This is a genomic window from Streptomyces sp. NPDC030995 (assembly GCF_055571215.1).
Window position 1 is genome coordinate 54,170 of the sequence record NZ_JBVIFS010000031.1, and the last position, 26,944, is coordinate 81,113.

Genomic DNA, 26,944 nt, shown 5'->3' on the forward strand with positions numbered 1-26,944 from the left:
CACCGGCCACCGCGCCGGTGAGGCCCTCCTCAGCCCGGGTAGGTGATCGAGCCCAGCGGCGGGCAGGGGATGAGCATGGTGCCGACGCCGGGGCGTTCGACGAAAGCCCGGGCCGCGGCGGCCTGCAGGCGGCGGGATTCCAGCTCCTCGGCGTGCCAGGCGTCGCGCCTGGCGCGGGAGTAGTCCCACGAGTCGTCGACGAGGCTGAGGCTGGTATTGCCGGAGCTGCGCTGGAATTCCGCTTTGACGGCGGCCTGTTGGAGTGCGGTCTGGGTCGCGGCGAGATCGATGCGGGTGATCAGGACGCCGATGGTGTTCGGTTCGCGGGTCGGCAGGGGGGCCTGCGGGAGCAGTGACACCCCGGTGTCGAGGCGGCCGATGTTGTCGATGCTCGCTTGCTGGGCTTCCCTCGACATGATCTGCATCTCCTGGTGCAGCCAGAAGAACTCGTCGAGGTCGGCCGGGGTGATGCGCATCCGCTCATACAGGGCTCGGAAGCGGGGATCGTCGTGCAACGGACGTATGGGGGCGATGTGGAGCGCCACGCAGTCGTTGAAGCCGGCTTTCACCGCGGCGTCAAGGTGGAAGATGGCCTGGTCCGCCTGTCCGCGTGCGACGGCCAGGCCGAAGAGGCTCGAGTGGCCGACGGCGACGAGCCACGTGCCGTCGGGGCCGAGCGCCGTGGCGCGCCCGACGACGTCGTGGAGGCCCTCGGTGCCCACCGCCGCGTCACCATTGGTCAGGAGCGCCACCAGCAGTTCGTGGACACGGGCGGCCAGTGAGTTGACGGTGTCGACCATGGATCTCCTCGGACCTCGGCGGGAAGAGCAAAACGGGTGTTGAGTCTGTGGCAATCCCCGTGGAGAAAGATCCACTTTTACGCGCGTCGGCGGCGTGCTGGTGGGCACGGCAGACAGTCGAATCCACGCTCACGTCCCAGCCGATCAGACCCTTCGCGTCGGCCTGGACCCGTAGTTCCACACCATGATGATCGCAAGATCCACCGCCGCAACAGACCCTGGGCCGAACCGCTTCCGAGCCGCGTCGCCCCGGCGGGCGTCAGCGGGTGGCGGATCCGCTCGTCACGGTCGCCCAGCTGCCGCCGTTCACCGCGTACACCGTCAGCCGGCGGTTGACCGTGTCGCCGGCCCCGTCGAAGGCGACGCGGCCCGTGACACCGTCGAAGGCCAGCCGCGCCACGGCCTGCGGCAGTTTCGCCCGGGCGTTGTCGGGGAGGGTGCCGCCGTTGGCCGTCACGACGGCCTTCACCGCCTCGATGAGGGTCCAGGTCGCGTCGTACGCGTAGGGGCCGTACCAGCCGGCCGCCTCCGGGTACCCCGCCTTCCCGTACCGGGCGAGGAAGTCCTGCCCTGCCGCCGACTCCTCGGCGGGTACGCCGATGTTGGTCGCGAGGTCGCCCTCGGCCTTCGGGTTCGCCGTGAGGTACTGCTGGTCGAAGATGCCGTCGCCGCCCATCAGGGGGACGTTCACCCCCGCCTGCTTGAGCTGCTGGGAGAGCGCCGCTGCGGTGTCGTAGTAGCCGCCGAAGTAGACGGCGTCGGCGCCCGAGGACCGCGCCCTCTCGGCGAGGCCGGCGAAGGCGCGTTCCGCGGGATCGACCTGCTCGGTACCGACGATCGTCCCGCCCAGCTTCGTGAACTCGGCCGTGAAACCGCGGGTGAGGGCGGTGCCGTGGGCGCTCGCGTCGTCGATCACGTAGAGCTTGGTCTTCTTCGCCTCGCCGTGCAGGTACCGGGCGGCGAACGGCCCCTGGTCGGCGTCCGTGGCGACGGTGCGGAAGTAGGTGGAGTACGGACGGGACTTGGTGCCCGCGGCCCAGTCGGGGCCCAGCGTCAGCGCGGGGTCGGTGTTGCCTGGTGACACGTTGACCACGTCCGCCCGCGCGAGTGGTGCCACCAGGGTCCGGGCGACAGCGGAGTTGAGGGGTCCGACGACCCCCAGCACCTTCTCGTCGGACACGAACCGAGCGGCGTTGGGCCCGCCCTTGGCGGGGTCGGCCCCGTCGTCCAGGGCCTTGATCTCGAACTTCACGCCGGGGACGTGTCGGGTTTCGTTGGCGGTCCTGGCCGCCAGGTCGGCAGAGTTCCTGATACCGACGCCCATCGAGGACAGCCCTCCGCTGAGCGGCGCGTCCACCCCGATCACCACCGTGACGGAGGAAGCCCCCGAGCCGCTGCCGGCCGCCCCGCCGCCGCGGGGTGCGTCATCGTCACGGGTAAGCGTCCAGGTCAGGACGGAGCCCGTGACGAGCGTGGCCAGCGCCGCGCCCAGGACAGCGGAGCGCCGGGTGAGGGCCCGCCGCCGGGCGGACACCCGCTCGCCGTGCTCCATCTTGGCCGTCGCCCCGAGCGTGACCGCGTCCTCGGCCGGGGGTACGGGCACGGGCGGGCGGGTCGGCCGGTCCGGTACGGGGCACCCCGGGGTGCCCGCGGCGGACCCGGAGTCCAGGACCGTGGGGGTCCGCGGTGACGGCGTCGTCGATGGTGCCTGCTCCGGCGCCGTCGGAGCGGAAGCGCGCTCCGCCGCCGCGTCCGGTGCCGGTACGGGGGTCGCCCTCGGATCGGGCGTGGGTGTGGGAGTGGGGTCGGGTTCGGGCGCGGGCTCGTGCCCCGCCCCGTGCCCGGCGGACGCGTCGGCCCGGGGCGGGGAGGACCGCAGCACCGACGCCAGCATCTCGGCCGCTTCTGCGGCGCCCACGCGCTGCGCCGGGTCCTTGGTGAGGAGCGCGTCCAGCACGGACGCCAGCGGGCCGGCGTGGACCGGCGGCCGGTGCGGGCGGGTGAACACGGCCACGGCGAGGGCGTGGAGCCCCTCCGCATCGAACGGCGGGTGCCCCTCGACGGCGTGGTAAAGGGTGGCGCCGAGCGCCCACAGGTCGTTGGCGGGGGTCGGGCGCTTGCCCTCCAACTGCTCCGGCGGCATGTACTGCGGCGTACCGATGACGATCCCGCTGTGGCTCAGCTTGGTCGTGGCGTCCGCGAGGTGGGCGATGCCGAAGTCGGTGAGGACGACGCGGTCCTTGGTCAGAAGCACGTTGTCCGGCTTGATGTCGCGGTGGACGATCCGCGCCCCGTGCGCCTCGGCCAGCGCGTCGAGCATGGCGGCGCCGATCTCGGCCACCCGCTGCACGGGCAGGCGGCCCCGGCTGCGGATGGCGGCGGCCAGGGACTGCCCCCGGATCAACTCCATGACGATGACCGGGGCACCGTGGTGCTCCACGACGTCATGGATGGTGATGATCCCGGGGTGGCTGAGAGTGACAGCTGCGCGGGCCTCGCCGGTGAACCGCCGGAGGAGCGTGGCGCGATCGCCGTCGTCCATGCCCGGCGGGAAGAGGATCTCCTTGACGGCGACCTCGCGCCCGAAGAGCTGCTGGTCGAGGCCGCGCCAGACCCGGCCCATACCGCCCTGGCCGATGCGTTCGACCAGCTGGTACCGGCCGGCGATGAGTTCGGGATTCTGCTCGGTCACGCGCACACTCTAGGTCTTGCTGAGCCGATCAGGTGACGAAAGGATGGCTTGATCACGCCCACGGTGACGAGGGCACGGTGTGCCCGGCAGGGGGACGTACCGATGTTCCCCAAGGCCACACGCGTGCCGCCTGCACACGCACTCCTCCCCCGGGCCGTCGTACCCGCGATGCTGCAACGGCGCGCGGATTCGTCAGGGCTCATCGAAGGTGGCCCGGTTGGCATGCCAAGACGGGTACGGAAGAAGCGGCACCACGGTCAACCGGCCATGACGAAGATGCCGATGAACAAGGCCATGTAGAGCAGCAGGAGCGCACCCGCTACGGCGGCCACGATGAGGACCGCCTTCATCACTTTTTCTACGGCCCGACGGTCGCGGGCGGGTCGCACAGGGAACTGGGGACTACCCTCGTGTTCAGTCACGGAACCATCATGCTGATCGCGGTGGCGGCTGGCCATCCGTAGAAGTACTCACGCGCGACGGTCCTCTCCGGCGACAGCGGACCGCCGGGTGAGCTGGTCCGGCTCCGCCGTCACGAGGGCGAATATTGCTCGTACCGCGCCAGGCGCCGAGGCGGCGCGCACAGTTCGGCGCATGGAGAGCGCAGGCTCATCGGTTGATCGGGGTGGCGCCTGTCGCCGTGACGGACAGGTCCCATAGCCGTGCGGCCGCTCCGGGGTTGATGGCGTACTCGCGGACGCCGCCGTCGTCCATGGGCGAGTCGGGGGCAGAGACGTGCGTGACGTCGCAGTCCTCCAGGTAGAGGCCGCCGCAACCGTCGAGGAGCGGGGACGTGGCGGCCCACAGGCCGGTGGCGGCGCCCTGGGAGGGGGTCTTGAAGCCGGCGCCGATCACATTGCGGTGCTCGTCCACCCAGCCGCGCTCGATCTGCTCCTGAAGCGTCATCTCTCGCTGGAGACCCGTGATGATCTTGCCGGGGTGGAGAGCGAACGACCGGACGCCGTCGTTGCGCCCGCGGGCGTCGAGTTCCACGGCGAACAGGGCGTTTGCGGTCTTGGCCTGGCCGTAGGCCAGCCACTTGTCGTAGCCGGTGCGGAAGTGCGGGTCGTGCCAGCGAATGCCGGTCAGGATGTGTCCGGCAGAGCTGTTCACGACGACGCGCGCACCGTCGGCGGCGGCGGCCAGGAGCGGGTAGAGCTCGCAGGCGAGTGTGAAGTGCCCGAAGTGGTTGGCGGCGAGCTGGCCTTCCCAACCGGGTCCCACACGCCGCTCCGGGGTGGCCATGACGCCGGCGACGGCCATGAGGAGGTCGAGCTTGTTGACGGAGTCGCTGATCTGCGCGGCGGCGGCGCGCACACTGCCGAGGTCTGCCAGGTCCATGGGGATGACGTTGCAGTGCGCCACATCCGCGAGTGCGGCGCGGGCGATGGCGGGTCGACGTGCCGGAATGATGACCTGGGCGCCGGCGGCCGCCAGGCCCCGGGTGGTTTCCAGACCGAGTCCGGAGTAACCCCCGGTGACGACGGCGGTCACGCCGGAAAGGTCGAGGTCGGCCATGACGTCCTCGACGGTGCTGGTGGCAGAGAAGGGCGAGCCAAGCGGCTGCTGATGAGTGGTAGTCATGCCGACGACGCTACGATCTAGAGCGAGGTCTAGATCAAGTCGTAGGCTGGGAGGCATGGCGACTCCCGAGACCCATGTGGAGCCACTGAGCATCGGCGAGGTGGCCGAGCGGACCGGACTCAGCGTGCATGCACTGCGCTTCTACGAGCGCGAGGGCCTGCTGGTCGGACCGGTCCAGCGGACCACGGGCGGCCGACGGCGGTATACCGCTTTCGATGTGGACTGGCTGCTGATCTGCGTCAAGCTGCGTGAATCCGGTATGCCGCTCATCGACCTCAAGCGGTTCGCCGAGCTGGTACGGCACGGCCCGGGCAACGAGACGGAACGCCTGCAGCTCCTCGACACCCATCGACAGCGCGTCGACGCGCAGATCCAGGCGCTGGAGGAGTGCCGTTCCCTCATCGCCTGGAAGGTCGGCGTCTACGCCGAGCACCTCGCCCGCGGCGAGGCCGGCGGACTCTGGGACCCGACGGTCTGAGGCAAGCACGGACGGCCGCGTCTGATGGGACGTGCCGTCATCGGCGCGAGGAACCATGGACCCCGCTGGTTCGAGAGTCTCCTTGCCAGCACCGTCAACAACTGCCTGCCCGACCCATGGGTGGAGCAGATTCCCGACTTCCTCGATTCCGTCCCACTCCCAGGCGAAACGGCCGGCCACATGCTGGAGCCGGGCTCGTCCGGCGCGTCCGCCTCGGGGGGCAGCTGGTCCCATGCCCGGGCCGTCACCTTGCTGTAGAGGCGGGTGTCGTTGCCGTCACGGGCCCCCCTCCCCACCCCCGGACGACTCCCGGTGGCCAGCCACCCTGTTGAACTGGGGATTTCCCCCCGGTCAGGTCGGAGGAGGGCCCCAGCGCGACCAGCCGCCACCCCAGGTCATGATCGTTTCGTCCCAGTGGAACACCGCCCCAAGGAGCGACCAACATGACCGCGAACAAGCAGGCCATCGGCCGACGGAGACTGCTCGCCGCAACGGCCGGGCTCGTGGCCACCGCCCTGCTGGCCCCGGCAGCCTCCGCCGCGCCCACCAGCACGGCGGCGAACGGCCGGCAGGCCGACGCGCTCCGCGCGCTGGAGCGTGCCGCCCACCCGCTGCGGTCGACGGAACCCGGCGGCCGCACCACCGACCTGCGGGCGCTGGGAGCCATGATCGGCGATGCCAAGGTGGTGGGACTGGGAGAGGCCACCCACGGCTCGCACGAGTTCTTCGCCATGAAGGAACGCGTATTCCGCCACCTCGTCGAGGAGCAGGGCTTCACCACCTTCGCCCTGGAGATGAGCTGGACGGCCGGCCTGCGGATCGACGAGTACCTCCAGGGCGGCGCCGGCGACGCCCGGCAGATCGCCAAGGAGACCTTGACCGGATCGCCCTGGGAGCGCGAGGAGTTCTTCAGCCTCATCTCCTGGATGCGTCGGTACAACGACCGGAACCCCGGCCGGAAGGTCCACTTCATGGGCAACGACGTCGGAGCGCCCAAGCTCGGCGACGCCGTCTTCGACCGGGTGACCGCGCACGTCCGGGCGAGCCACCCGCAGGATCTCGAGCGCCTCGAAGGGCTGTATGCGGGCCTGCGCCCTCTCGACGACGTCTTCGCCTATCTGCGCAAACCCCTCGCCGAGCGACGCCACAACGCCACCACCGCCCAGCAGGCACTCGCCCTGGTCACCGCGAACAGGGGCGCCGGCGGTGATGCCTACGAATGGGCCGAACAACACGCCCGCAACATCGCCCAGACGTTCGCCTTCGCCTCCCTCGACCTGTCCGATCCGGAGTCGGTGTCCGCCGCGGAGCACCTCCGCGACCGGGTCATGGCCGACAACACCGCCTGGTGGCACCGCCGCACCGGCGACAAGATCCTGCTGTCGGCGCACAACGGCCACGTGGGCTACTTGCCCACCGACCCGGTGATGTACCCGACGACACAAGGCACCTTCCTGCGCAACACCCTGGGCCAGGGCTATGCCTCCATCGGCTTCACCTTCAACCGGGGGTCGTTCCTCACCGCGGCCACCTTCGGCGGGGCCTGGGACAAGGTCACCGTCCCCGCAGCCACCCCCGACATGCAGGAGTACACCCTCGACCGGGTCCGCCACCGCGACTACTACCTCGACCTGCGCACGCTGCCGGCCGCGGGCCGCGCGTGGCTGAACGTCCCCCGCCCCGTCTACGAGGCCGGGTCGTCCTTCAAGCAGGACCCGCTCCCCACCCTCGCGATCAGCCAGGCCTACGACATCCTCATCCATCTTCACCAGGTCCACGAAGCCACCAAACTCTGACCACCAGCGCCAGGCGCCCGGCACAGCAGCCGAGGCGGTCGCTCGTTCGACTGGCTTCACGGTGCTCAGCCGGGGTGGCGGGGCTCAGCCGGCCAGGCGTTCAACGAGCAGGAAGCCGCCGATGACGATCATCATGGCACCGGAGACACGGGTGACCGCCCGGGCCGCCGAAGGCCGGGTCTTCAGCACGGTGCGCGCCAGCACGCCGACGGCGAGGTAGACCAGGGCGCAGGCCGCCATGTGGAGCGTGCCGAGCAGCCCGGTCTGCGCGGCGACGGGCCAGCCACCGGCGGTGTCGATGAACTGGGGAAACAGGGAGAAGTACAGGAGCAGTGCCTTGGGGTTCAAGCCGCTGATACCGGCGCCCTTGAGCATGATCTGCCCGCGCGAGGACGCCATGGGTTCCGTGGACGCGCCCAGTACGGCGGGGCTTCGCAGGACTCCCCAGCCCAGCCACATCAGGTACCCGGCCCCGGCGACGGTCAGCACGGTCAGCACGGCCGGGGAGCTCGCCACGATCACGACCAGGCCCGCGACCGCGAGCAGCGTGTAGCCCGCGTACCCGGCTATCAGCCCCGCGACCGCGGGGACGACCGAGCGGTCCCACAGACCCGCCGAGATCGCGTACGCCCAGTCGGCGCCCGGGGTGAACACCAGCAGAAGATCGACCGCCAGGAAGGCCGCCAGCGTGGTCGTGTCCATGAATCGATCCCTCTCACGTTCAGCGTTACGTGAGGAAGGCTAGGTCCGATATGCCCGAGAGTGTTCCCGTATTTACCCCATGATCGCGCCTATAGGGGGAGAATCTTCTCCATGGATGCCTTGGACCGGAAGATTCTTACCGAGCTGCAAATGGACGGCCGCCTCACGGTCACCGAGCTCGCCGCCCGCGTACAGCTCAGCGTCTCGCCCTGCCACCGCCGGCTCCGCGACCTCGAACGCGAGGGCGCGATCCGCGGCTACCGCGCTGTCGTCGACCCTGCCGCCGTCGGCCTGAACTTCGAGGCCCTCGTCTTCGCCACCCTGCGCTGGGAGGGCCCCGACACCGTCACCCAATTCGAAGATGCCGTCAGTGCGGTGCCGCACGTCATCCAGGCCCAGCGACTGTTCGGAGAACCCGACTACCTCCTGCGCGTCGCCACCACCGATCTCGCCGCGTTCCAGCAGCTCTACGACCAGCAACTGGCACGGCTGCCCGGCGTCCAGCGCCTGAGCTTCACCCTCGTCATGAAGAACGTCATCAACGACCGGCCTCTGCCCGAGGCCAGTGATCATTGAGCAGGATCTCAGGGTCCCCGACGCTGCCGACGGGCCACTCCTCCGGGGACAGTCGATGGGCTCGAAGGCTGCCCGCCTGCACGACGAGGGTCAGGACACCCGTGCATCCACCCTCGCCGCAGTAGGCGATGCTCACGCTCCGGCGCGGTTCGTCCTCATCCACGGCCCAGTCCGAAGGCGCCGCCCTCGATGAGGATGAGCAGGCCGATGCCGATCAGGACGACGGGCAGCAGGATGTGGCCCCAGCGGGCGAGGGCCTTGGCGATGACGGGGCGGGTGGCGAAGTACCGGCCGGCGGCGATCCACCCGGCGAGCAGGATCAGGAACACCACGGCGTAGACGCTCATGCCGCCAACGCCTGCGGTGGCGAAGACGGGGACGTAGACGCCGATGTTGTCGCCGCCGTTGGCGAAGGTGACGGCGGCGACCTCGAGGATCTTGGGGCCGCCGTCGTGAGCCTCCTTCTCCTCGTCCGGGTCGTGGCGGTGCCGGTACGCCTGTACGGCGGCCTTGATGCCGAGTACGAGCGGCAGGAGGCCGAGGTAGGGGATGGCGGACTCGGGCAGGAACGTGGCGCCGAACGCGGCCGCCACCGCGACGGCCAGGATGGCGGCGAAGCCGAGGTACTGGCCCGTGGCGATCCTGCGCGTCGATCCCTTGTGCCCGGCGCCCTGGGCGAAGAACAGGGCCAGGACCACGATGTCGCCGATGTTCGTGACGGCGAACAGGCCGGCTGCCTGGCCGACGATGCCGAAGTTCACGACCGCACCCCTGGGAAACTGCGTCGCGTAAGCGCAGATGGGTCTGAACGCACTGGTGATCGTGCCGGCAGCGCGGACGGCGGCAGGGGGCAAGAGGATCCGGTTCCGTTCTCCGGGGTCTTTGCGATGCGGGCCCTGGCGCAGTCGGATATCACGAGTTCGAACGGGCCATGAGTCATCCCGCGGCCCTGGACCGCCGTCAACAACCCTACTCATCGCTCCTGCCCAACGCCCGCAGGGCGATCTGCCGGTGGCTCAACGTCAGTTCCGCGCCCCCGGGGTCGCCGAGCGCCCGGTAGAGGTCGGCCGCCTGTTGGGTGACGCCGATGGCCTCCTCGTACTGGCCGACATCGACGAGCGTGGCCCCCAGCAGCAGAAGTGCCTGAGCTCACGAGGGCGGTCTCCGGTCTGCCGGCAGGTGGCGAAGTACTGCCGGAGTACCGGGAGGGCCAGGTTCTTCTGCCTGGATTCCAGCAGGCTGGTGACGAGGCGGAACAGCGTCTGGACCTCGGTGGTCCGGTCGCCGGCCGCGCCGAACTCGGCGACGGCCCCGCGGCCGGCGGCGAACCAGGCGGCGGCATCCGGCCGCATCCCGGTGTCAGACCCGCATGCGAGGATCCCCCGGTGACCAACAGCCATCCTGCCGTTGCGCAGTTCACCTCCCCCGAAGACGTCACCCCCCAGCTGAGGCGCGCCCTCACCGACTGCTGGATCGAGGTCACCAACGCCGGAGGAGCGGCCGGCTTCCCGTTCCCTCCGATCGACGCCATACAGGCGGCACCGGCTGTCGACCGAATCGTCCAGGCACTCGCGCCCGACACCAACCGCCTCCTGACGGCGACCTTTGAGGGCGAGCTGGTCGGCTGGCTCAACGTCAGACGCGACCCCTTCGAATTGATCGCCCACTGGGGGACGCTCCACCACGTACAGACCCGTCCCACGGTCCGTGGCCGCGGATTCGGCGTCGTCCTCATGAACGAGGTCCGCAGGATCACGCGTGACGAGATGGGGCTGGAGCAACTTCGCCTCGCCGCACGGGCCGGCGTCGGACTGGAAGGCTTCTACGGACGGCTCGGCTGGAAGGAGATCGGCCGCTGGCCCCGTGCACTGCGGCTCGCCGCAGACGACGACCGCGACGAGGTCCTCATGATCCTGGACCCGCTCTGACCGGCCCCTCAGCTCCGGTCGCGCGCTACGTCAGCGGGTGCCGGACCCAGACGTTCGGTTCGACGTAGACCGCGTAACCCTGCTCCGGTACGCAGTGGACCGGGGAGAGGGCGCCGGGGACGTGGACCGGGCCCGGCTCGTCGAAGGGGAGGCCGGTCCACTCGCGCCACTGGTCGAGCGAGCCGTTGACCGTCATCGACAGCGGGGCCACGGAGTCGACGACTCCGCCCGCGCGGACGTGGACGCGCAGCCACGGGTCGTGCGGAAGGCCGTCCTCACGGGTCCGGTACGCGTACTCGTGGATCGAGGTGTCCGGCTCGGCGGGCTTTGCGCTGGGCCGGACGGGGGCCACCACCTCGGCGAAGCCGCGGGCGCGGGCGTTCTCCCGCATCGCGGCGAGCATCCGGCCGGACAGGCCCTCGCCCTGCCGGTCGGTGGCCACGCTGATCTCGATAGCGCTCACCGTGTCGGGCCGGATCCCGCGCCGCTGATCGGAGAAGGCCCACATCAGGATCCGGTCCCAGCCCTGGGCGGGCAGCACCCCGTCACGTCCCGGAGCGTGCTGCGCGAACGGCAGGCTGAAGCCCCGGGCGACCACCGCGTCGCCGTCGGTGGCGATCAGGACGTACTCCGGGAACTCGGCGACCATCCGCGGGTACAGCAGCCAGGCCAGCGCGTCGTGCTGGGCGAACTCGGGCCACGAGTCCGCCATGTCCCAGAGTCGACCGGCCAGTTCGGTACGCTCGGCCAAGGTCGTGATCACAATGCCGCTCATGCGGGCAGGCTAGACCGCCCCTCATCCGGCCTCAACCGCTTTGGACTCTCCTGCGTAGCTCATGAACCAGTGCGTGTCGAAGTAGCGGGCCATCGTGAACGGGTGGTGCGGGTCCATGAGGATGCTGCAGACGAACTCCGCGACCTGGCAGTCGAAGTGGACGTCCTCGCCGTCGAAGGACCGGACCACGACGGGCCAACGGTCGGGGTCGTCGCCGTCGGCCCTCCAGCAGTACAGGTTCTCGTGCTCAGTGGCCGCCCAGATGAGCAGGCCGTCCTCCCTGAGATGCGTCCACGGCTCCTGGTTCAGGTCCAGGAATCCGTCAAAGGCGCCCTCGCCGAACGTCTCGACCATGCGCTTGTAGTCGCTCGGCAGCGCGGCGCCCAGGCGAGACTCCACCTCCGCCCAGTCCACGTCCGGCCGCTGGGCAGGCTGTGTCCAGCCGGTGATCCGTATGAGCCGCTCCATCCAGTCGACGTCCTCGCCCGGAGCGACCGCCGAGATTTCTCGTACCTCCCTGGGAGCGACCACCAGCACCGGCCGCTCGGCCCCCTCCGCGTCCCGCGCGGTACCCGTGCCGACCCACTGATCCCCGTACGCCCACGCCCGTATCGTCACGGCCCGGTCCTCGAAGGGGACGAGGAGGGCCGCGCCCCTGGACTCATCGGCCGTCGGATCGGTGAAGCCGTCGAGGACGAGGGTGCGCGCGGCGCCGTACCTGCCGTGCCCCGGCCATGCAGCCCGGAAGGCCAGCACCACACCGCCCGCGCACGGAGCCTTCCCCTCCCCCTGCCTGAGGCTCGGCCCCGCGTACTCTCATCCCCGTGCCAGCCTCCCGCCTCCACCGCGTCGCCGTCCTCGTTCTCGAAGGTGCGAAGCCGCTCGACGTCGGCATCCCCGCGCAGGTCTTCACGACTCGGGCGAGCATGCCCTACGAGGTGCGGGTGTGCGGCGCGGCGCCCGGCCTCGTGACCGGCGGCGACGGCCTGTCGTACCACGTGACCCACGGGCTTGATGCCCTCGCGTGGGCCGACATCGTCTTCGTCCCCGGCTACCGCTTTCCGGACCGCGAAGACCCGCCGCAGGCCGTCCTCGACGCGCTGATCGCCGCCCACGACCGGGGCGCGCGGCTCGCCGCCATCTCTACGGGCGCGTTCGCGCTCGCCGCCACGGGCCTGCTCGACGGCAAACGCGCCACGACCCACTGGCACTACGCGCGGGCCCTCGCGGCCAGGCATCCCCTCGTCCGGCTCGACGAGAACGTCCTCTTCGTCGACGAGGGGAGCGTCCTCACGTCGGCCGGCGCCGCCTCCGGCATCGACCTGTGCCTGCACATCCTGCGGGCCGACCTCGGCGTGGCCGCCGCCAACCACGCGGCCCGGCGCCTGGTCGCCGCCCCCTACCGCAGCGGCGGCCAGGCGCAGTACGTGCCGCGCAGCGTGCCCGAGCCGCTCGGCGAGCGGTTCGCCGCCACCCGCGAGTGGGCGCTGCACCGGCTCGGCGAGCCCCTCACCCTGGAGGCGCTCGCCCGGCACGCCGGTGTCTCGCCCCGCACGTTCTCGCGCCGCTTCGCCGAGGACACGGGGTACACGCCGATGCAGTGGGTCATGCGCGCCCGGATCGACGTGGCCCGCGAGCTCCTCGAACGCTCGCAGCGCGGCATCGAGCAGATCGCCGCCGACGTCGGTCTCGGCACGGGCGCAAACCTGCGCTCGCACTTCCAGCGCATCCTCGGGACCACCCCGACCGAGTACCGGCGCACCTTCACCCGTGGCGAGTAGCCCGCCGTCGGTCGGCCACCCTGTGGCGAGATCCTTTTGAACCGTGGCGATCACGCCGCTGTCGCGGGCAGGCGCCGGGCGCGAACCTGATGGCGAACGAAAGGGACATCGCTCATGACTCGCATCGCCATCAACGGATTCGGCCGCATCGGACGCAACGTGCTGCGTGCGCTCCTCGAACGCGACAGCGACCTCGAGGTCGTCGCCGTCAACGACCTCACGGAGCCCGCCACCCTCGCGCGGCTGCTCGCCTACGACACCACCTCCGGCCGGCTCGGCCGGCCGGTGACCGTCGACGGAAACGCCCTCGTCGTCGACGGCCGCCGCATCACGGTGCTCGCCGAGCGGGAGCCGGAGCAGCTGCCGTGGGCCGAGCTCGGCGTCGACATCGTGCTGGAGGCCACCGGCCGATTCACCTCGGCCGAGGCCGCCCGTGCCCACGTCAAGGCGGGTGCGAGGAAGGTGCTCGTCAGCGCACCGTCCGACGGCGCCGACGTCACGCTCGCGTTCGGCGTCAACTCCGACGCCTACGACCCCGACTTGCACACGATCGTCTCGAACGCCTCGTGCACGACCAACGCGCTCGCGCCGCTGGCCGCGGTACTCGACGACCTCGCCGGGATCGAGCACGGCTTCATGACGACGGTGCACGCCTACACGCAGGAGCAGAACCTGCAGGACGGCCCGCACCGCGACGCCCGCCGGGCCCGCGCCGCCGCCGTCAACATCGTGCCGACCACGACGGGCGCCGCCAAGGCGATCGGCCTGGTGCTGCCGAACCTCGAGGGCAAGCTCTCGGGCGATTCGATCCGCGTGCCGGTGCCGGTGGGCTCGATCGTCGAGCTGAACACGACCGTCGCCCGCGACGTGACGCGCGACGAGGTCCTGGAGGCCTACCGCGCCGCGGCCCAGGGGCCGCTGGCCGGCGTGCTCGAGTACTCGGACGACCCGCTCGTGTCGTCCGACATCACGGGCAACCCCGCCTCGTCGATCTTCGACTCGGAGCTCACCCGGGTCGACGGCCGCCACGTCAAGGTGGTCGCCTGGTACGACAACGAGTGGGGCTTCTCGAACCGCGTGATCGACACCCTCACCCTCCTCGCCACCCGCTGAGCGCCGGCACGGGCCGCTGGGGCTCCGGTCGGCCGGGGCGGCCCCTCTTCGCCGAGGAGAACGGCCGCGAGGACGGCTCTGACTCGGCGTCCCCATAGGACAGCCCAAGAGCCGTACCTGGGGCCCAGGGCTGTGTCGCCGCGCCCTGCGGCCCCGCCGGCACGACCGTCCCCGGCGGGTGACGCCGACACGACGGTTTGCCGCGGAACGGGGCCGCCACCATGTCCGGTGGCGGCCCCGCGCCGCGTACGAGTGCCTCGACGTCGCCAGAGGCCCGACCGCAGAGGTCACCGCAGTCCCGCGGCACTAGAGGTCCCCGTAGCGCATGCGCCCCAAGGCCGTCATCGGCCGGTCATGAGCGGCGACCGGAGCCGGGAGGCACGTGGAGCCCGTCAGGTATCGGTCCACTGCGGCGGCCGCCGCCCGGCCCTCGGCGATGGCCCACACCACCAGCGACTGGCCCCGGCCCGCGTCGCCCGCGACGAACACTCCCGGCGGCCGGCCGCCGCCCGCCGCGAAGTCGGCGTCCCGCGCGAAGTTGCCGCGTTCGTCGAGCTCCAGCCCCAGCTGCTCGCGCAGGCCGCTGGCCCGCTCGGGGCCCGAGAAGCCGAGGGCCAGCAGGACCAGGCCGGTCGGTATGACGCGCTCGGTGCCGTCCAGGGGGTTGCGGCCCACCGGCTCGACGGCGGTCAGGTGCAGCGCCCGTACCCTGCCCGAGGCGTCCCCCTCGAAGCGCAGGGTGGCGCAGGAGAACAGCCGGGGGTCGCGGCCCTCGCGCCCGCGGGCCTCCTCGTGGGCGTGGGAGATCCGGTACGTCCTCGGGTACACCGGCCACGGCTCGGCGTCGGTCCGGCCCGCGCCGGGCTCAGGATTGATGTCGAGCTGGATCACGGAGACCGCGCCCTGTCTGAGGGCCGTCCCGAGGCAGTCGGAGCCGGTGTCGCCGCCGCCCACGACGACCACGCGTCTGCCCTCGGCGGTGACGGGCGACACGGCGCAGTCGCCCTCCCGTACCCGGTTGGCCCAGGTCAGATAATCCATGGCCTGGTGGATGCCGTGCAGCGCCTGGCCGGGGACCGGCAGTTCCCGGCGCTCGCCGGCCCCGATCGCGACAACGACGGCGTCGCACCGGCTCCGCAGCTCGGCCGCTCCGGCGCCGGCCGCGCCGCCGACGTCCGTACCCGTGACGAACACGGTGCCCTCGGCCCGCATCTGCTCGATCCGGCGGTCCAGGTGCGCCTTCTCCATCTTGAACTCGGGGATGCCGTAGCGCAGCAGTCCCCCGATCCGGTCGGCCCGCTCGTGGACCGTGACCGAGTGCCCGGCCCGGGTCAGCTGCTGCGCCGCGGCCAGCCCGGCCGGACCGGAGCCGATGACAGCCACCGTCTTGCCGCTGCGCCTCTCCGGCGGCCTCGGCGCCATGTAGCCGCGTCGCAGGCCCTCGTCCGCGATCGCCTGCTCGACGTTCTTGATGGTCACCGGGTCCGCGTTGATCGTGAGGACACAGGCGTCCTCACAGGGAGCCGGGCAAAGCCGGCCCGTGACCTCCGGGAAGTTGTTGGTCGCGTGCAGCCGCTCGTACGCCGCGCGCCAGTCTCCGCGGGCAGCGTACGCATTCCACTCAGGTATGAGGTTTCCCAGGGGACAGCCGGTGTGGCAGAAGGGAATGCCGCAGTCCATGCAGCGGTCGGCCTGCCGGGAGACGAGCGGCAGCAGCACCTGGCCCGCGTGGACCTCGCGCCAGTCGCCGAGCCTTTCCTCGACGGGACGGGCCGGGGCGGCCTCGCGGGGAATCCTTAGGAAGCCGAACGGATCGGTCACGCGCCGCCTCCCTGAATCGTTCGCGGCGGAGTGTACGGCGCACACCATGCTTCTCGTGCGCACCTTCTGGGGCGGTTCAACCAGGTTACGCCGCCTTCGTGACGGCGCCTCGCTCGAGGAAAATCAGGTGACCGTACGGGCACGGCAGGCCGGAGCTCGGCGGTGGACGCGCCGGCCGGGGTAAGGGTTCACCGCCGGATCGCGGCCAGGCCGGTGATGCTCGCGTCGCGTTCTGCCGCGCGGGCGCAGGTTAGCCGCGTCCGGCAGACGACACTGAACCCATGAGCGAGCACCGCTTCACCCTCGACGACACCAGCGCCGGCATCACCTCTGCTGCTGTCCGCACACCCCAGTATCCGCACAAGCTCCGATACGAGAAGCCGGCGGGGGCGGCCCGGACCAGTCCCGAAGGGCACACGCTGCGCGCTCTGTCTTCCGACCTCACGGTGGTGACCTGTGCCTGCGGCCTCACGACCCCGGCGCTCCCCAACGACGACGCGCGGCTCGTCTACGAGGAGCACCGCAACGTGATCCGTGACGAGATGTCCTGAGGGCCGGCTCAGCGGCAGCGGCAGCGGCAGCGGCAGCGACCCAGCAGACGGGTGAGGAGGGGCCGGGGCTTCCCCGCTCCCCCCAGCGCGCCCTGCGGTGCGGGCGCCGTGGCCGCGGCCACGGGGCCCGCTTGCGATGTCCGGCCTCCGGGCTCTGCCAGGCATGCAACTCGCCCTGCCAGCAAGCGTGTTGTTGCGGACCACCTTTTCGACGCAGGCAGCCGGAGGTGTTGCATTTCGGGATCGCCGATGTGCCGTGGATCACTCTCCGGCTGCTTCGGGTCGTGCCTGCGCGATCATGATCGGAATGGATACTCGTTTCGTTGGCATCGCCGAGCTGGCCGAGGCCCCGTCCGTGGCGGTCGTGGTCGACGTCATGCGTGCTTTCACCGTGGCCGCCTGGGCCTTTGCCCAGGGGGCAGAGAAGATCGTTCTTGCCGAGTCGCTGGACGACGCTCTGGCGCTCAAGGCTCGCCACCCGGATTGGGCGGCACTCAAAGACGGGCCGCCCGCGCCTGGGTTCGACATGGTCAACTCGCCGGGCATGCTGCGGTCTGTTGACCTTCGCGGACGGACCGTTGTGCAGAAGACCACGGCAGGGACCGTCGGCGCCCTTGCGGTCAAGGATGCGTCGCTGGTGCTGTGCGCCGGCTTCGTAGTGGCGGAGGCAACGGCTCGGCTTTTGCGGACACGCAAGAGCGACGGTGTCACGTTCGTGGTCACTGGCGACGACGGACAGGCCGATGAAGATCTGGCGTGCGCTCAATACATCGCCGGGAGAGCCACCGAGGCTGGGACCGATGCTGCCGGGTTCCTTCGCCGCGCTGCCGAGTCGCGCGCCGCCGCCGAGCTGGCGGAGGGTGTGCGTCAAGGAGTCCATCCTGATGACGTTGCGCTCTGCCTTGAGCTCGACCGGTTTCCCTTTGCCATGGTGGCGGCCTTGGAAGACTCGCTCATGGCCCTGCGTCCGTGCGCCGTGCCTTTGCCGGCCGGCGACGCCTCGATCTGATAGGCGAGTCCACACACCTGCACGCCGGCTGCGTAGGCCCCAAGCAGGAACGGTTGTCGGCGGATTCTGGGAACGACGACGGGGCGGCTGACGGTCCGCACAGCTGGGATCCCGGGGGTGCCCACGAGTCTCATACTTGAACATGCTCAAATATGCTGTGTCCGTATCTACGGGGCCTGGGGCGGGGAGAGGGGTTGCTGTGGGACGCATGGGTGGGTGGCGCGCCGTGCTGGTGGTGGCTGTCGGCGCGGTGACGGTTGCCTGCAATTCTGCGGCGTACCACGCGGTAAGGCTCTCGGCCGACGAGCTGGCGGGGCAGTGGCGGAGCCGGGAGGGCACGGCCTTGACCTTCCGTGAGAACGGGAGTTTCACTGGCGAGGAGGTCGCCCGGCTGTCGGCGGCAGAGTCCTGCGGCGATCCTTCCCGCCTGTCCTCCGGGAGTTGGGCCTTCGCTTCGGGCTCGGACGGCGAGCCTGTGGATCGCGGGGCCCACCTGCGTCTCACATTCTCCGGTACCACCTGCGTGGTTCCCGTCTTCCTCTTCGGCGACGTGGATGATCCCGTGATGTGTCCGACCGGCGGCGATCCCGACGCCGGCTGCGAGTACGACGAATACCTCAACCGCGTCGCCCCCGTCGCCGGGCCCGCCACCTCGCACTGAACGGGACCCGACGTCGTCGAGTCCGGCAGTGGCGCACAGTGCCGGGGATGTCCCCGTGCGGGGTGGTGGGCATGGCAGTCGGAGTTCTTGCTCGATGTACGTCGTGCAGAGCGCGTCCATGGTCTTGCTTGTCACCCCGGTGGGTGCCGATCGCTAGAGGGCGTCGGCACCCTGACGGCGGTTCACCTGTGCGTCCCCCTACTGTGCGACGGTCAGCCGAGGTGGTCGGTGACGAGTTCGGCGAAGGTTTCAGGGGTGAGGACCGTGACTCCCAGTTCCGAGGCCTTGACGGCCTTGGAGCTCGGCTTCCCGTTCGAGGACGGGGCGCAGACCAGGTAGGTGGTCTTGGAATTGACGCTGCTGCCCGCCCTGCCGCCGGCCTTCTCGATCAGCGCGTTCATCTCCGAGCGCCCCATGCTCTCCAGCGGGCCGCTCATCTTGCCGGTGACGACGACGGTCGTGCCCGCCAGCGGGCCCTCACCGGCCGCCTGGAGCTGCTGCGGCTCCTTCATGTTGACCCCCGCTGCGGCCAGCTTGTCGATGACCGGGGCCAGGGAGACGAGCTGTTCGACGATGACCGGCGCCTTCTCCCCGCCGATGCCGTCGACTTCCTGCATCTGGCAGGCGTCGGCCTGCAAGATGGCATCCATCGTGCCGAAGTGGGCGGCGATGCGGTGGGACATGCGTCGCCCGGTACCGAGCACGCCCAGGGCACAGAAGACCCGGCTGAGGGGGCGGGACTTGGCGGCCGCGATCTGCTCGGCCAGCTTCGCTCCGCGCTTGGCACTGCCGGAGGCGGCGCTGAGCTGGTCCTCGGTGAGGGTGAACAGGTCGGCGACGTCGGTGACGTCACCGGACTCGATCAGCGCCTTGACGTACGTCCTGCCCAGGCCGTCGATGTCGAGCATGTCGCGTCCGGCGGCGTACTCGATCAGCGCGGGCAGCGCGCACCCGGTTCCCTTCGCGCAGCGCCACCGCTCCTGGTCCTTGTTGATCTCTCCACCGCAGTTGGGGCATGCCGTGGGCAGCGGCACCTCCCGCGCGTCGTCCGGGCGGCGGCCGACGACAGCGGCCTGGACGCGGGGGATGATGTCGCCCGCCTTGTAGACCGTCACGGTGTCCCCGAGGTGGAGGTCACGGCGACGGATGTCTGCAGGGTTGTGGAGGGTGGCCCGGGTGGCCGTGGATCCGTCGATGTCCACCGGTTCGAGGATGGCCGTCGGGGCCAGTACGCCGGTACGGCCCACGTCCCAGACCACGTCCTTCAGCACGGTCTGCCGCTCGACAGCCGGGAGCTTAGGCGGCACGGCTGGACAGGCTGAACAGCGCCTCATCGGCGTGAAGGATCGTCATGAGAGTGATCCTCTCCTAAGGGACTGACAATGCCCGGCGACGAGGAAAGCCAGGCACCATCTGGCTCCCGCGCGACGCCTGCGAGAACGGCTCGAAAATCCACCGTCCAGCGGCGTGCCATCACGTGGGGCGGTCCTCACGGTGAGCGCGACTCTCCCCCACCCACCACAGCAGAGCACCAAACCGCGCCGCAGCACCTGGATCTCGCGCCAGCGCGGACCATGCGCCACGGCTGCCCACCCTGGGTCTCGAAGCGCCTTCGCCCAACGCGGACCGCGGTCGCGCACCTGGGCGAGGCAGAATCCCGCCACGGCTCGGAGGCCGTGTTTGAGCGGAGCCGCAGAAAGGGAGCGACCGACGGGAACTCATCAGGCGCGGCGTGCGTCAGGCGAGGGGCAAGGTGTCGATCGCGTGGGGCGTACGGAGGTGGGGGTACTTGGCAGCTATGACGGCGCGGGGTGCGGGGGCTGGGGCCCTGGCGGTGACCGGCGCTGCAGTGGCGACACTGCTCGGGCTCGCGGCGAACCGGGCGTCATCCGCTGAGAAGTGGCCGGGGCCGCTGGATCTGCTGAGGGCGTACCCGTGGGCCGCGAGTGGCGTGCTGACGCTGGTCGGGGTGGTGCTGAGCCTCGTACTGCAACGCCTCTTGGGAGAGCGACGTGGGGGCGATCCGCCACGTCCGCCCATACCGTCGGTACCGGCGTGGATCGTGGCGCGCACCGAGGCGACGGAAGTGATCACTGCGTTGACCGCCAGCCGGCGCCGCACCGTCGGCATCACGACGGCCTTGGAAGGCGCGGGCGGCTTCGGCAAGACGACGCTGGCCGAGGTGGCGTGCGCGGACCGCAGGGTTCGGCGGAGGTTTCGCGGGCGGGTGTTCGTCGTAACGGTGGGGCGCGAGGTGCGCGGCCGGGCGGCGCTCGCCGCCAAGGTCGCTGAGGCGACCCGGTTCATCACTGGTGACACCACGACTTTCGACGATCCGGTCCTCGCTGGTGCCCACTTGGGCCGTCTCCTGGAACAGCGACCCCGCACCTTGCTGGTGCTGGATGACGTCTGGGAGCGGGAACAACTCGACCCGTTCCTCCAAGGCGGCCGCGGCTGCGTACGTCTCGTCACCACCCGCATCCCCAAGATTTTGCCCACTGCGGCCTGCCGGGTTCGGGTCGACGCCATGTCTCGAGAGCAGGCCCGTCAGGTCCTCACGTGGGACCTGCCGCCCCTGCCCCGGCCCAAGGTGGAACAGATCCTCAAGTGACCGGCCGCTGGCCGCTGCTCCTGCGCCTGGCCAACCGCCTCATAGCCGCCGACGTCGCCACTGGCGCGGAGCTGGGCGCCGCGACGGAGGGCGTGCTCGACCGTCTGAGAGCGTACGGCCCAGTGGGGGTCGACCCGTCGGTGCCGCTGGACTTGGACGACCCGCGACAACGACGCAAGGCCGTCCAAGCGACGGTCGAGGCCGCCACTCGCCTGCTGCCGGCCGGAGGCGCCCGCTGCTTCGCAGAACTGGGGGTCTTCGCCGAGGACGAGGCCATTCCGATCCCATTGGTGGCGCGGCTGTGGGGAGCGACCGCCGGCTACGAGGAGAGCCGGGCCCGGGAGCTCTGCCGCACCCTGGCGAACCTGTCGCTGCTCACCCTCCATCCCGAGGAAGGCGGCTTCCTGACGCTGCACGACGTCATCCGCGACTACCTTCGCCGCCAACTCGGCCCCGCCGGACTCACCGCCGTGAACGCCCAGCTCGTGGCCGCGGTGGCTCTCGGCCTGCCGGGGGCGGCGCCGCTTGTTCGCGACACACCGAGTCCTGCCGTGGCCTGGTGGGACACTCCGTACGGATACGCGCTCGACCATCTGATCGACCACTTGATCGCGGCCGATCGCACGGACACGGCCGAAGCGGTCGCCGGCGATCTGCGGTGGATCGAGACCCGCCTGCATCAGCGCGGCCCCAACGCCCCTTGGAGCGACCTGGCCCAGCTTTCCTCCCCAACAGCCCAGTCCCGCGCCCGCGACCTCTCGCGCGTGGCGCATCTGCTGGCACCCACCGGACCGACGCAAGCCTTGGCTGATGTGCTCTACAGCCGACTCGGGCCGCTGCCCGACTGGCACGACCAAGTCACGGCTCGGCAGCAGGACACCCACACCCCGTGTCTGGTCGAACGATGGGACCCGCCCGATCTTGTCGATCCCGCTCTGCGCGGATCTCTTATCCACTCGAGTCGCGTGAAATCCCTGGCCGTCGCGGTGGACGGCACCTGGCTCGTCGGAGGCTGCGCCGACGGAACGTTGAAGGTGTGGGACACCGAGACTTGGACCTGCGTGGAGACGGTGGTGGCCCATGCGAGCGCGGTCACGGCCATCGCCGTCGCACCGGACAACTCCTGGCTGGTCACCGGTAGCGCGGACCACACGGCGAAGGTGTGGGACGTGGAAACGTGGACGTGTGTCGGTACGCTCGCCGGGCACACCGGCGCGATTACCGCCCTGGCCATCAAACCGGACGGAAGACTCGTCATCACCGGGAGCGCCGATCGCACCGGCCGGATGTGGGATCCCGGCACCTCAACCTGCACGACCACACTCCTCTACCACACCCGGACAGTGACGGGCATCGCCTTCAACCCCGATGGATCACAGTTCGTCACCAGCAGCGAGGATGAGACGCTGAAACGGTGGGACACGGCCGACGCTCGCCACCGGTCATCGTTCTTCGACGACCGCGGCGGAGGTCCGGTGGCGGCCCTGCCGGGCGGTGACGGCCTCGTCGTGGCCACCAGCCAGGGCGTGATGCTCGCACCGCACCATTTTGAGGACCGGACCTACCTCAATCGCGAGGACACCGTCTACATCAGCGGAAGCCGCTCGGTGAAGGCAGTCGCCGTCTCCCATGACGGCACTCGCGTGGCCATGGCCGGCGCCAACGAGACGCCGGCGCTCTGGGATCTTGCGGGCCAGTGCCCGATCGCCACCGTCACGGGCCACGTCGGCACAGTCAACGGGGTGGCCTTCGCGCACGACGACTCGTGGTTCGCGACGGCAGGTGACGACGGAACGGTCAAAATCTGGGACACAGCCGCGCAGTCGGCCGAGCACCCTATCTGGGACACCAGGCTGCAAGGCAGCAGCAATTCCGCATTCGCAGCCACTGCACGACGAGCCGCGATCACACCGGACGGCAACCAGCTCGTGACTCTGCACACCGAGGAGCGACTCCAGATCTGGGCCCCGCACGCCCCCGCCCTGACCGGATTGAGAGTGAGTCTCGAGGAGCGACTCTACGGTTACGGCGACTCGGCCGTCCTGGCCCTGTCCCCGGACGGCGCGTTCCTCGCCCGGTGCGCCGATGGCCAGAACCCCACGCTCGCCAACGGCACTTCTCGTGCGCACGTATGTGCCGTCGACGAGAGCTGGAACACGGACTTCCCCCGCTACGAGGTCACCATCACCGCCCTGGCTGTCGCCCCGAACCGGGCTGGCCTCGTCGTGGGCGACATAGCAGGCGGCGTGACGTTCTGGGTCCCCGGTCAGGACATCGTGACGGCGGTGACCCGCTCCGGCCACAGAGGCCGCGTTACCGTCGCGACCGTGGCGCTCGACGGGTCCTGGGTCGCGACGGGCGGACAGGACGGAAAGGTCAAGCTGTGGGACATGCGCTCGCGACGGGCGACGACCCTGACCGGACACACCGGCACAGTGACATCCATCGCGATCGCACCGGACGGCACATGGCTCGCCATGGGCGGCGAGGATTCGGTCACGAGGATCTGGGACCGTAGTACCGGCTCCTGCACGGCCGTCCTCACCGGACATGCCGAGCCCGTGACGGCGATGGCGATCTCGCCGGACGGAGAACGGCTCGCCGTCCTGAAAGCGTCGCGGACGCTGGAAGTGTGGGACCGCGCGACAAACCAGGCCGTGGCCCTCATGCGCACGGAAGCCCCGCTGCTCACATGTGCCTGGACGGGAGACGGCTATGACCTGACCGCCTGCGGGTCACGCGGTCTGCACGGCTACCGCTTCCGCGCCCCCAGGCACGGCTGACGTCGAGGGCCCGCCCGCCCCGCTCCCGGCCGTCGCCCGACCTGGCACCGGCCGGTCACCAGGTGTGGGCACCTTCGACGAGGCGCGCGCGGACCGACGAAGGGTCGGCACCGGCGGGACTGGCCGCACAGCGCTCCGCTCCGCTCGCAAAGCGAGTTCTTCGGTCGACTCGGCGAGGTGTCGGCGCGCGAGATGGCAGCAGGCAGGATGCGACACGGTCGGGACGTGGGCCCGCCTGATGTTCACGCCACGAGAACCCGCGCGGCCGATGTCATGTCACGGTCCGCCAGATGGAGAGACGTCAGACCCGCTCCAGGGGCCGGTGCGGCCCGCTGGGGAGCTCCGCTCTGATCGTGTCGCCCGGGCGCACCGCTCCGCCCTCCTTCACGATGCTCATGATTCCGGCCTTGCGGACGATGTCCCCGGCCTCATCGCGGCCGACGACCTGCTTCAGCAGTCCGTCCTGGAAGTTGTCGATCTGCAGGCAGGGATTGCGCAGGCCGGTCACCTCCAGCACCGCATCGTCGCCGATGCGCAGCAGTGTGCCGACCGGCAGGCCGAGCAGATCGATTCCGCGGGTGGTGATGTTCTCGCCCAGGTCACCGGGCACTACCGCGAATCCCTCTGCACCGACCTCGGCGAAGAGCTCTTCATGGATGAGGTGGACCTGGCGCAGGTTCGGCTGGGTGGGGTCCTGCTCGACACGCGAGCGATGCTTGACCGTCACACCGGCATGTACGTCGCCCTTCACACCGAGGCCGGCGAGCAGCGTGATGCTGTCCCGGTTCGGCTTGGTGAACGAGTACTCGCCGTTGCTGCTGACTGCCGTCACTGTCCCGTACATCCTCGGAGCCCCCTCCTCAGCGGCAAATGATCAGCTACGACCCTACCTCTCGGGCCTCAGGGCACGGCAGCCACGGCAGCCACGGCAGCCACGGCAGCCACGGCCAATCGTGGGTGAGGCCGCGCTGGAGGGGCCGGGGCAAAACGGGTGGGACGGGGTCTATCGCGAAGGATGGTCCCAAACCCTGCTTCTCGGGCGGTAGATGGGATTCCGGTCAGAGCCCTGGACCTTGCGTCAGGCGGGTTGAAATGATCTCGGAATTCCCCCTTCCACCTGAGTAAAGGTCAGAGAATGACGACGCCTCAACCTCCTCTCTCCCGGTGCGCGGGCTGGGTCGCCGCGCTCGCCGCGGCGGTCCTCGCGCTGCCCGGACTCGCCGCTCCCGCGCAGGCGGCGACTCCCGGCGACCCGGCCACCGCCTCCGCCTTCGACCTCAAGTCCGGCCCGGACCTGAGCGGCCATGTGGCCGACCTGAAGGCGGCCCTGCCCACGCAGGGCGTCCAGGACCTGCTCGACCAGGGCAACCGGGTCGCCAAGACCGGCGCGTCGTGCCCCGCGGACCCGTTCGGTACGGGCGACAACGGCGCGGTGCTCCCTCCGGCGAAGAAGCTGTGCTGGGACGCGGGCGACGCCGACACCCAGGAATGGATACCCCAGGGGCTCACCGGCGTCTCGGACGCCCAGGCCGACGAACTCTGGGGCACCCGCAAACCGTTGGTCGCATCCTGGTACGACAAGGCGAGCACCAAGCTGTGCTCCGCGGATGCCGACACCTGCTACGACAAGGGCGTGCGGCTGTCCTTCCTGGACCCGGAGACGGACGTGGCGGGCAACCCCGACGGACGCCGGTACCGGCACGTGCTGCTGGTCGAGCCGTACTACAACTCCTACGGCAACGTCTCGTACAAGGCGGTCGACATCCACGCGGGGGGCCTGGCCTGGTACAAGTACTACCTGTACGTTGCGGACACGATGAACGGCCTGCGGGTCTTCGACATGCGCTCGATCCTGGACCTCAACCATGACCAGGACGCCTCGGTGGACGACACCACGCTCGACGGCCTGAAGAGCAACGTCCGGGACGCGACCAAGATCGGCCGGCAGAGCAACGTCTACTACAGCCACACCTACCGGTACGTGATGCCCCAGGTGGCCTCGTACAAGTTCGTCGCCGCCCAGGGCAATTCCTCGTCCGCGGTGACCTGTGTGGCCACCGGGGCGCCCAAGGCGTCCTACATCTCCGTCGACCGCAGCAACACCGCCGCCCCCTCCCTGGTCATGGGCGAGTATTGCGACTCCGACGACACCCACCTGGAGAAGGGACGCGTCGGGGCCCTCCCCATCGACGACACCACGGGGCTGTTGAAGGCGACGAGCGGTGTGGTCCACGCGACGCAGGCGTACTACCTGCCACGCGACCTCACCCAGGGCGCGGCGCGCTACAACGGCGTCTATTACTTCAACCGCAGCTGGACCGACCACAGCGGCAGCCTGCGGCGGGCCACCGTCACCGGCGGCCGCCTGGTGGACTACGGGGACAACATCACCAACGCGGTCGGGCCCGAGGACCTCTACTTCGAGCACGGCCAGGGCGTTCCGGGCGGTGGCACGCAGTACCTCTGGTCGCTGACGGAACACCGTATGGACAGCACGGTGGTGACCTGCACCGACGCCGGTTCTCCGTGCGGCCGGGTCATCTACGCACACCGGGTCGACGACATCCTGGCCCGCCCGTAGCCCTCTGGGCAACGGAGTCCGGTCCGTTCGCCCCGGTGTATCCGGACCTCGCGGGACGTCGAGTAAGCCGGCCGGGCCATCGCACGGCGCCGGCGCCGGCGCCGGCGCCGGCTGTACGAGGCCCTACCCGGCAGGGCGCGGCCACGGCCACGGCCCACCCCACCGTAGGTGGCAGCAGATCTGGCTTCGCCGCGGCCAGGCTCCGGCGGAGCCTGGCCGCGGTGAGACGGCCCCTCACCTGGAAGCACCTCCGCGGCCGTCCGCACCGCACGGCAGCGCAGCTCGGCGGGGTCCTAGGGCCTGTGTGATGTCGTGATCAGTTCCTGGGTTCTGGCCTCTTCGCGGGGCGGAACCCGGTAGGACTGTGGTCGTGACGCGCAGGCAACTCACCAATGCCCAGTGGAAGTTCATCGAGCCGTACCTGCCCATCGGTAGGTACGGCCCGTACCCGGAGCGGTTGCGGGAGCAGTTCGAGGGTGTGATCTGGCGGTTCCGGTCCAGTGCCCAGTGGCGGGAGATGCCTGCCGAGTTCGGCCCCTGGGCCACCGTCTACGGACGCTTCCGCGTCTGGCGGGACGCCGGTGTTTTCACTGCCCTGCTGGAAGGTCTGATCGCCGAGGGAGCCCGGGTGGGAAGAACGGACTTGTCGCTGGTCAGCCTGGACTCCACAACGGTCCGTGCCCACCACGATGCCGCAGGGAT

General features: G+C 70.3%; 23 protein-coding genes and 1 pseudogene. 13 read left to right on the forward strand and 11 right to left on the reverse strand.

What is annotated here, in order from left to right; all coding sequences use genetic code 11:
- Window positions 1-29: 29 nt before the first annotated feature.
- The 4 genes and pseudogenes from ACZ45T_RS31885 to ACZ45T_RS31900 form a co-directional block, all read right to left on the reverse strand.
- Entirely contained in the window at window positions 30-800 is a 771-nt protein-coding gene (locus tag ACZ45T_RS31885; protein ID WP_468447456.1) for a hypothetical protein, read from the reverse strand.
- Window positions 801-867: 67 nt separating this feature from the next.
- Window positions 868-975 (reverse strand): annotated as a pseudogene (locus tag ACZ45T_RS31890) (IS5 family transposase); the annotation flags it as partial.
- Window positions 976-1,059: 84 nt separating this feature from the next.
- A complete protein-coding gene (locus ACZ45T_RS31895) occupies window positions 1,060-3,492 on the reverse strand; it encodes a bifunctional serine/threonine-protein kinase/ABC transporter substrate-binding protein (RefSeq protein ID WP_468447458.1) in 2,433 nt (810 codons plus the stop codon).
- A gap of 609 nt (window positions 3,493-4,101) precedes the next feature.
- Window positions 4,102-5,076, reverse strand: a complete 975-nt coding sequence (locus ACZ45T_RS31900; protein ID WP_468447460.1) for an oxidoreductase — start codon at window positions 5,074-5,076, stop codon at window positions 4,102-4,104.
- 55 nt (window positions 5,077-5,131) lie between these two features.
- Between ACZ45T_RS31900 and ACZ45T_RS31905 the strand changes: the two genes are divergently transcribed.
- On the forward strand, window positions 5,132-5,554 hold the full coding sequence (locus tag ACZ45T_RS31905; RefSeq protein WP_468447462.1) for a MerR family transcriptional regulator: 423 nt from the start codon (window positions 5,132-5,134) through the stop codon (window positions 5,552-5,554).
- 443 nt (window positions 5,555-5,997) lie between these two features.
- On the forward strand, window positions 5,998-7,350 hold the full coding sequence (locus tag ACZ45T_RS31910) for an erythromycin esterase family protein (RefSeq protein WP_468447464.1): 1,353 nt from the start codon (window positions 5,998-6,000) through the stop codon (window positions 7,348-7,350).
- A gap of 84 nt (window positions 7,351-7,434) precedes the next feature.
- Here the strand turns inward: ACZ45T_RS31910 and ACZ45T_RS31915 are convergent, their stop codons facing one another.
- Window positions 7,435-8,052 carry a LysE family translocator gene (locus tag ACZ45T_RS31915; protein WP_468447466.1) on the reverse strand — a complete coding sequence of 206 codons (618 nt, stop codon included), beginning with the start codon at window positions 8,050-8,052 and terminating at the stop codon, window positions 7,435-7,437.
- A gap of 111 nt (window positions 8,053-8,163) precedes the next feature.
- Here ACZ45T_RS31915 and ACZ45T_RS31920 point away from each other — a divergent pair, with 111 nt between their 5' ends.
- Complete coding sequence (locus tag ACZ45T_RS31920; RefSeq protein WP_468447468.1) at window positions 8,164-8,628, forward strand: Lrp/AsnC family transcriptional regulator; 465 nt, start codon at window positions 8,164-8,166, stop codon at window positions 8,626-8,628.
- 155 nt (window positions 8,629-8,783) lie between these two features.
- On the opposite strand, the gene ACZ45T_RS31925 is transcribed toward ACZ45T_RS31920, so the two are convergent.
- A complete protein-coding gene (locus tag ACZ45T_RS31925) occupies window positions 8,784-9,389 on the reverse strand; it encodes a cadmium resistance transporter (protein ID WP_468447470.1) in 606 nt (201 codons plus the stop codon).
- Between the two features lie 624 nt (window positions 9,390-10,013).
- Here ACZ45T_RS31925 and ACZ45T_RS31930 point away from each other — a divergent pair.
- Complete coding sequence (locus tag ACZ45T_RS31930; protein WP_468447472.1) at window positions 10,014-10,556, forward strand: GNAT family N-acetyltransferase; 543 nt, start codon at window positions 10,014-10,016, stop codon at window positions 10,554-10,556.
- Between the two features lie 25 nt (window positions 10,557-10,581).
- On the opposite strand, the gene ACZ45T_RS31935 is transcribed toward ACZ45T_RS31930, so the two are convergent.
- Window positions 10,582-11,331: an N-acetyltransferase gene (locus ACZ45T_RS31935; RefSeq protein WP_468447474.1), complete on the reverse strand. Its 750-nt coding sequence runs from the start codon at window positions 11,329-11,331 to the stop codon at window positions 10,582-10,584.
- A 21-nt stretch (window positions 11,332-11,352) separates the two neighbouring features.
- Complete coding sequence (locus tag ACZ45T_RS31940; protein WP_468447476.1) at window positions 11,353-12,090, reverse strand: hypothetical protein; 738 nt, start codon at window positions 12,088-12,090, stop codon at window positions 11,353-11,355.
- Window positions 12,091-12,155: 65 nt separating this feature from the next.
- Between ACZ45T_RS31940 and ACZ45T_RS31945 the strand changes: the two genes are divergently transcribed.
- Both ACZ45T_RS31945 and gap read left to right on the forward strand, forming a co-directional pair.
- Window positions 12,156-13,112 (forward strand): GlxA family transcriptional regulator, encoded by a 957-nt coding sequence (locus ACZ45T_RS31945; RefSeq protein WP_468447478.1) that lies wholly within the window; start codon window positions 12,156-12,158, stop codon window positions 13,110-13,112.
- Between the two features lie 114 nt (window positions 13,113-13,226).
- Window positions 13,227-14,225: a type I glyceraldehyde-3-phosphate dehydrogenase gene (gap, locus tag ACZ45T_RS31950; RefSeq protein ID WP_468447480.1), complete on the forward strand. Its 999-nt coding sequence runs from the start codon at window positions 13,227-13,229 to the stop codon at window positions 14,223-14,225.
- 306 nt (window positions 14,226-14,531) lie between these two features.
- Here the strand turns inward: gap and ACZ45T_RS31955 are convergent, their stop codons facing one another.
- Complete coding sequence (locus ACZ45T_RS31955; RefSeq protein ID WP_468447482.1) at window positions 14,532-16,046, reverse strand: glutamate synthase subunit beta; 1,515 nt, start codon at window positions 16,044-16,046, stop codon at window positions 14,532-14,534.
- A gap of 281 nt (window positions 16,047-16,327) precedes the next feature.
- On the opposite strand from ACZ45T_RS31955, the gene ACZ45T_RS31960 reads away from it, so the two are divergent.
- The 3 genes from ACZ45T_RS31960 (at window position 16,328) to ACZ45T_RS31970 (ending at window position 18,267) form a co-directional block, all read left to right on the forward strand.
- Complete coding sequence (locus tag ACZ45T_RS31960) at window positions 16,328-16,597, forward strand: hypothetical protein (protein WP_468447484.1); 270 nt, start codon at window positions 16,328-16,330, stop codon at window positions 16,595-16,597.
- A gap of 307 nt (window positions 16,598-16,904) precedes the next feature.
- Window positions 16,905-17,606, forward strand: a complete 702-nt coding sequence (locus ACZ45T_RS31965) for a 2-phosphosulfolactate phosphatase (protein WP_468447486.1) — start codon at window positions 16,905-16,907, stop codon at window positions 17,604-17,606.
- 136 nt (window positions 17,607-17,742) lie between these two features.
- A complete protein-coding gene (locus ACZ45T_RS31970; RefSeq protein ID WP_468447488.1) occupies window positions 17,743-18,267 on the forward strand; it encodes a hypothetical protein in 525 nt (174 codons plus the stop codon).
- A 212-nt stretch (window positions 18,268-18,479) separates the two neighbouring features.
- Here ACZ45T_RS31970 and ACZ45T_RS31975 read toward each other — a convergent pair whose 3' ends face one another.
- Window positions 18,480-19,574: a helix-hairpin-helix domain-containing protein gene (locus ACZ45T_RS31975; protein WP_468447490.1), complete on the reverse strand. Its 1,095-nt coding sequence runs from the start codon at window positions 19,572-19,574 to the stop codon at window positions 18,480-18,482.
- Window positions 19,575-20,329: 755 nt separating this feature from the next.
- Between ACZ45T_RS31975 and ACZ45T_RS31980 the strand changes: the two genes are divergently transcribed.
- Together ACZ45T_RS31980 and ACZ45T_RS31985 are read left to right on the forward strand one after the other, a co-directional pair.
- Entirely contained in the window at window positions 20,330-20,878 is a 549-nt protein-coding gene (locus ACZ45T_RS31980; protein WP_468447492.1) for an NB-ARC domain-containing protein, read from the forward strand.
- Entirely contained in the window at window positions 20,875-23,661 is a 2,787-nt protein-coding gene (locus tag ACZ45T_RS31985; protein ID WP_468447494.1) for a hypothetical protein, read from the forward strand. The genes ACZ45T_RS31980 and ACZ45T_RS31985 overlap by 4 nt, the downstream gene beginning before the upstream one ends.
- A gap of 301 nt (window positions 23,662-23,962) precedes the next feature.
- Here ACZ45T_RS31985 and ACZ45T_RS31990 read toward each other — a convergent pair whose 3' ends face one another.
- Window positions 23,963-24,505: an MOSC domain-containing protein gene (locus ACZ45T_RS31990; protein ID WP_468447495.1), complete on the reverse strand. Its 543-nt coding sequence runs from the start codon at window positions 24,503-24,505 to the stop codon at window positions 23,963-23,965.
- A 291-nt stretch (window positions 24,506-24,796) separates the two neighbouring features.
- Here ACZ45T_RS31990 and ACZ45T_RS31995 point away from each other — a divergent pair, with 291 nt between their 5' ends.
- Together ACZ45T_RS31995 and ACZ45T_RS32000 are read left to right on the forward strand one after the other, a co-directional pair.
- On the forward strand, window positions 24,797-26,242 hold the full coding sequence (locus ACZ45T_RS31995) for a hypothetical protein (RefSeq protein ID WP_468447497.1): 1,446 nt from the start codon (window positions 24,797-24,799) through the stop codon (window positions 26,240-26,242).
- Between the two features lie 370 nt (window positions 26,243-26,612).
- The coding region (locus ACZ45T_RS32000; RefSeq protein ID WP_468447499.1) for a transposase at window positions 26,613-26,944 on the forward strand (332 nt) is incomplete at its 3' end.